Origin of the sequence: Streptomyces sp. NPDC002790, from assembly GCF_040295505.1 — a bacterium.
GTDB lineage: Bacteria > Actinomycetota > Actinomycetes > Streptomycetales > Streptomycetaceae > Streptomyces.
Map to the genome: position 1 here is coordinate 1 of NZ_JBEOVM010000210.1, position 4,815 is coordinate 4,815.

A 4,815-nucleotide genomic window follows, 5' to 3' on the forward strand; every position below is an offset into this window, starting at 1 on the left:
ATTTGCTCAACCGCCGCCGACGGGGCTTGTTATTTCAAGCCCCTGCGGCGATTGAGCAGCGGGGTCCGGGGCGGAGCCCCGAGGCCGCAACCACGGTGTGGCGCAACAATCAGTCCTCCGGCGGGAAGACGACCTCGCCCGTGTCCAGCAGCGTGACGGTGATCGCCTCCACGGGGCACCCCTCCGCCGCCGCGAGCACCCGCTCGTTCGCATCGCCATCCGCCTCCACCGGATGGGACTGCCGCGCACTGTCGAGGCGGAACCCGTCCGGCGCCGCGTTCACACACATCGCGGAGCCGATGCACACGCTCCGGTCGACCTCCACATGCCACCGGTCACCCATGCTCAACTCGCCTCCGGCTCGTACCCCGCGGGCAGGTGGATCATCTTGTGCTCGAAGTACTCCCCGTACCCCTCGGGCCCGAACTCCCGCCCCAGCCCGGAGTTCTTGTAGCCGCCGAACGGCCCGAGCATGTCGAGGCTGAACGTGTTCACGCTGTACGTACCCGTGCGCACCTGCCGCGCGATGTCGACCCCGTGCGCGGTGTCGGCCGTCCACACGCTGCCGCTGAGGCCGTAGTCGGAGTCGTTGGCGATCTTGATGGCCTCGGCCTCGTCGCCGTACGGGAGCAAGCAGATGACCGGGCCGAAGATCTCCTCGCGGGCGATGCGCATGGAGTTGTCGACGTCGCCGAAGAGGGTCGGCTCGACGTACCAGCCCCGCTCGAAGCCCTTCGGAACGCCGCCGCCCGTGAGGATCTTGGCGCCTTCCTGCTGGCCGATGCGGATGTAGTCGAGGGAGCGCTGCTGCTGCCGCTCGGCGACGAGCGGGCCGAGCTCGGTGGCCGGGTCGAGTGGATCGCCGACCTTCAACGCTGACGCCGCCGTGGAGAACGCGTCGGCGAACTCGTCGTAGCGCGAGCGCGGGACGAGGATGCGGGTCTGCGCCACACAGGCCTGCCCGTTGATCATCCAGGCGAACGGGACGATGCCGCCGACGGCGGCCGCCGCGTCGGCGTCCTCCAGAATCACGGCCGCGGACTTGCCGCCGAGTTCGAGGGTGACGCGGGTGAGGTTGCGCGACGCGACCTCCATGACGCGCTTGCCCGCGGCGACGGACCCGGTGAAGGAGACCTTGTCGACGCCCGGGTGCCCGACCAGGTACTCGCTGACCTCGCGGTCGGCGGGAAGGATGGAGAGCACGCCCTCCGGCAGCCCGGCCTCGGTGGCTATCTCGGCCAGCAGATACGCGTCGAGCGGCGTCTCCGGCGAGGTCTTCAGGATCACCGGGTTCCCGGCGAGCAGCGCGGGCGCGAGCTTCGCGGCGGCGGTGAACTGCGGGACGTTCCACGGGACGATGGCCGCGACGACGCCGACGGGTTCGCGCCGCACGAGCAGCTTGCCGAGGGCGCCGTCGCGCGTCTCCTCGTACGTGAAGTTCCGGGCGACGTTGATCGCGGAGTCCCAGACCATCATCGCGGCGAGCGCCTGCACCATGACGCCCGAGGTGTACGGGGTGCCGTTCTCGCTGCTGATGACGCGGGCGATCTCCTCGTGCCGGACCGCGAACGCGTCCTTGATCTTCGTGATGACCTCGATGCGCTCGTCGAGACTCATCCGCGGCCAGGGGCCGTCCTCGAAGGCGCGGCGGGCGACGGCCACGGCGCGGTCGACATCGGCGGGCGCGGCGTGCGGCACCCTGCCGAACACCTCTCCGGTGTGTGGCGAGACGACCTCGATGACCTCCTTGCCGAGGGGGTCGGTCAACTCTCCGCCGATGAACAGCTGTCCGTGTTCCACGAGCTCGGTCATGGCTGGCATCCTCACGCACGACATTTCTGACGGTGTTTCAGAACTGATACCAGTTCTAGTTGCGATCCGGAAGGGTGCTGCGCACCCTGAAGGTCGTGCGCTCGGGCGACCATTGAAACAAGTTCTACAAGTTCCCGTACAGTGGCGGCAGTTCGGCTGGAGCGGCGGAGGGTGTCCGATGGCAGAGGCGACGCAGGTGACCGACCACAGCGGGGGCGTGCACAGCATCCGCGTGCCGATCCCGGACAATCCACTCGGCTTCACCCTCGTCTACCTGGTCGACACCGACGCGGGCCCCGTCCTCATCGACACGGGCTGGGACGACCCGACGTCCTGGGACGCGCTCACCACCGGCCTGACCGCCTGCGGCACGCGCGTCGAGGACCTCACCGGCGTCCTGATCACCCACCATCACCCGGACCACCACGGCCTGTCGGCCAAGGTCCGGGAGGCGTCCGGGGCCTGGATCGCGATGCACGAGGCGGACGTGGCGGTGGTCAGGCGCACCCGGGAGAACAAGCCGGCGCGCTGGTACGCGTTCATGGTGGCGAAGCTGGTCGCGGCCGGTGCGCCCGAGGAACACATCGCCCCGCTGATCGCGGCCCGCGACTCCGGGAAGCAGCACCAACTCCCCGGCTTCGCACCCGCGTTGCCGGACCGCACCATCACCCCTGGCGACCTCCTCGACCTGCCGGGCCGCCGCCTGCGCGCGATCTGGACGCCGGGCCACACCCCCGGCCACGTATGCCTGCACATGGAAGAGGACCACCCGGCGAACCTGCCCGGCAACGGCCGCCTCTTCTCCGGCGATCACATGCTGCCCGGCATCACCCCGCACATCGGCCTGTACGAGGACCCGGACGACGCCACCGTCACGGACCCGCTCGGCGACTACCTCGACTCGCTCGAGCGGGTGGGTCGGCTCGACCCGGCGGAGGTCCTCCCGGCGCACCAGCACACGTTCACCGACGCCCCGGCGCGCGTGGGCGAGTTGCTGGACCACCACGAGGAACGCCTCACCGGCCTCCTCACCCTCCTCGCCACTCCCCTCACCCCGTGGCAGCTCGCCGAGCGCATGGAGTGGAACCGCCCGTGGTCCCAAATCCCTTACGGCTCCCGCACGATCGCCGTCTCCGAGGCGGAGGCCCACCTGCGCCGCCTCCAGAAAACGGGCCGCGTGGAACAGGTCACGGACAGCGACCCGGTGACGTACCAGTCCGTCATTTAAAGCCCCTGCGGCGTTTGAGCAGGCTTCTCAAGCCCCTGCGGCGATTGAGCAGGCTTCTCAAGCCCCTGCGGCGATTGAGCAGGCCTTTCAAGCCCCTGCGGCGATTGAGGCGCGGGGTCCGGGACAGCGCCCCGCAACCGCAACCCCGGTGCAGCCGATCTTTGCCGCACCTTCATGGAAGGGACGCCCGCAGAGGCGTATCTTCGGCCTCCAAGGGCTCTCACGAGCTGGAACGACAAGGGGGCGCCCGCCGATGACGCCGGACGAGGCAGTGGTCGGCCAAACGGGGAAGCTGGTCCTCGGCACACGTGGGGCCGATGGTCCGGGCGAGGTGTTGGTGCAGGTCAGGGGCGGGACCGAGACCTTTCTCGCGTACTCGGACGACCCCCTGGAGCGGGGCGCCACCGTGCTCGTGATCGAGTCCCGCGGCTGCCGGCAGGTCGTGGTCATGGCCTGGTCCGACCCTCTTCTCTCCGACGGCGAGGGCGACGCCCGCTAAGGAGACGTACAGGCATGTTCGGATATCGCGTTCCCGCACCCGACGAGGCGATGCTGATCTCGGGCGGCAGGCGGGGACTTGGGGGAGCGCCGTTCCGCGTCGTCACCGGGCACGGGAAGTTCGTACTCCCGGTGTTCCGCAAGACCCGCTTCCTGTCGCTCGCGATGAGCGAGGCGGAGGTCGTCGAGAAGTGTGTGACCAAGCAGGGCATCGCCCTGACCGTGCGCGCGGTGATCGCCTTCAAGGTCGGCAACGACCATGAGTCGATCGTCAACGCCGGGCAGCGGTTCCTCTCCGACCAGGAGCAGATGTCGGTCCTGACCGGCCGGATCTTCGCGGGCCACCTGCGTTCGATCATCGGCTCGATGACGGTGGAGGAGATCGTCACCGAACGCCAGAAGCTCGCGACGGAAGTGCTCGACACCTCGAAGTCGGAGATGGCGAAGATCGGCCTGCACGTCGACTCGCTGCAGATCCAGTCCATCGACGACGGCCAGACCGGTTACATCGAGGCGATGTCGCGCCCGCACAAGGCCGCCATCCAGCGGCAGGCGCAGATCGCGCAGGCGCAGGCCACGCAGGCCTCGGCGGAGGCCGAGCAGGCGGCGGCCCGCAAGCAGGCCGAGTACGCGCGGGAGACCGCGGTCGTGCAGGCCGAGTACAACGCCCAGGTCGACCGGGCCAAGGCGCAGGCCGAGCAGGCGGGACCGCTCGCGCTCGCCCACGCCCAGCAGGAGGTCCTCGCGGCGCAGACGGAACTGGCCATGCGGCAGGCCGAGTTGCGGGAGAAGCAACTGGTGTCGGAGATCGTCAAGCCGGCGCAGGCCGATGCGGAGCGCATCCGCGTGCTGGCTCTCGCCGAGGCCGAGCGGATGAAGATCCAGGCGGAGGCGGCGGCGTCGTACGACCGGGTCGCGCTCGACCGCATGCTCATCGACCAGCTTCCGCAGATCGTGAAGGAGGCGTCGGCGGGGCTCGCCGGGGCGAACGTCAACGTCCTCAACGGGGCGGATGGCCTCGGCGAGATCGCGGCGGGTCTGGTCGGCCAGGGCCTGACCATCCTGGACTCGGTCCGCAAGAACCTCTCCGGCGAGGGTGGGGACGGTGTCGGCTCGGCCGTGGAGCCCTACGTAGCCGCTCCGCGCGGGGGCGACGACGGTCCGGTAGACGTCCGCTGACGCCACGGGGCTCCGCCCCGGACCCCGCGCCTCAAACGCCGGCGGGGCTGAAAAGATCGCCTCAATCGCCGGCGGGGCTTGATCTATCAAGCCCCGCC

Annotated in this window: 5 protein-coding genes; 3 read left to right on the forward strand and 2 right to left on the reverse strand. The window is 69.7% G+C overall.

The genetic code is table 11. The features are described 5' to 3' along the window. Positions 1-109: 109 nt before the first annotated feature. Together ABT004_RS35890 and ABT004_RS35895 are read right to left on the reverse strand one after the other, a co-directional pair. Positions 110-343, reverse strand: a complete 234-nt coding sequence (locus tag ABT004_RS35890; RefSeq protein WP_351345897.1) for a ferredoxin — start codon at positions 341-343, stop codon at positions 110-112. 2 nt (positions 344-345) lie between these two features. After that, positions 346-1,812, reverse strand: a complete 1,467-nt coding sequence (locus ABT004_RS35895) for an aldehyde dehydrogenase (protein WP_351345900.1) — start codon at positions 1,810-1,812, stop codon at positions 346-348. Between the two features lie 178 nt (positions 1,813-1,990). Between ABT004_RS35895 and ABT004_RS35900 the strand changes: the two genes are divergently transcribed. The 3 genes from ABT004_RS35900 (at position 1,991) to ABT004_RS35910 (ending at position 4,717) form a co-directional block, all read left to right on the forward strand. After that, on the forward strand, positions 1,991-3,040 hold the full coding sequence (locus tag ABT004_RS35900; RefSeq protein WP_351345903.1) for a Strvi_7410 family MBL fold metallo-hydrolase: 1,050 nt from the start codon (positions 1,991-1,993) through the stop codon (positions 3,038-3,040). A 253-nt stretch (positions 3,041-3,293) separates the two neighbouring features. After that, positions 3,294-3,539, forward strand: coding sequence for an NfeD C-terminal domain-containing protein (locus ABT004_RS35905; RefSeq protein WP_351345906.1), 246 nt, complete (start codon positions 3,294-3,296; stop codon positions 3,537-3,539). 14 nt (positions 3,540-3,553) lie between these two features. Next, positions 3,554-4,717 (forward strand): flotillin family protein, encoded by a 1,164-nt coding sequence (locus ABT004_RS35910; RefSeq protein WP_351345909.1) that lies wholly within the window; start codon positions 3,554-3,556, stop codon positions 4,715-4,717. Positions 4,718-4,815: the final 98 nt, after the last annotated feature.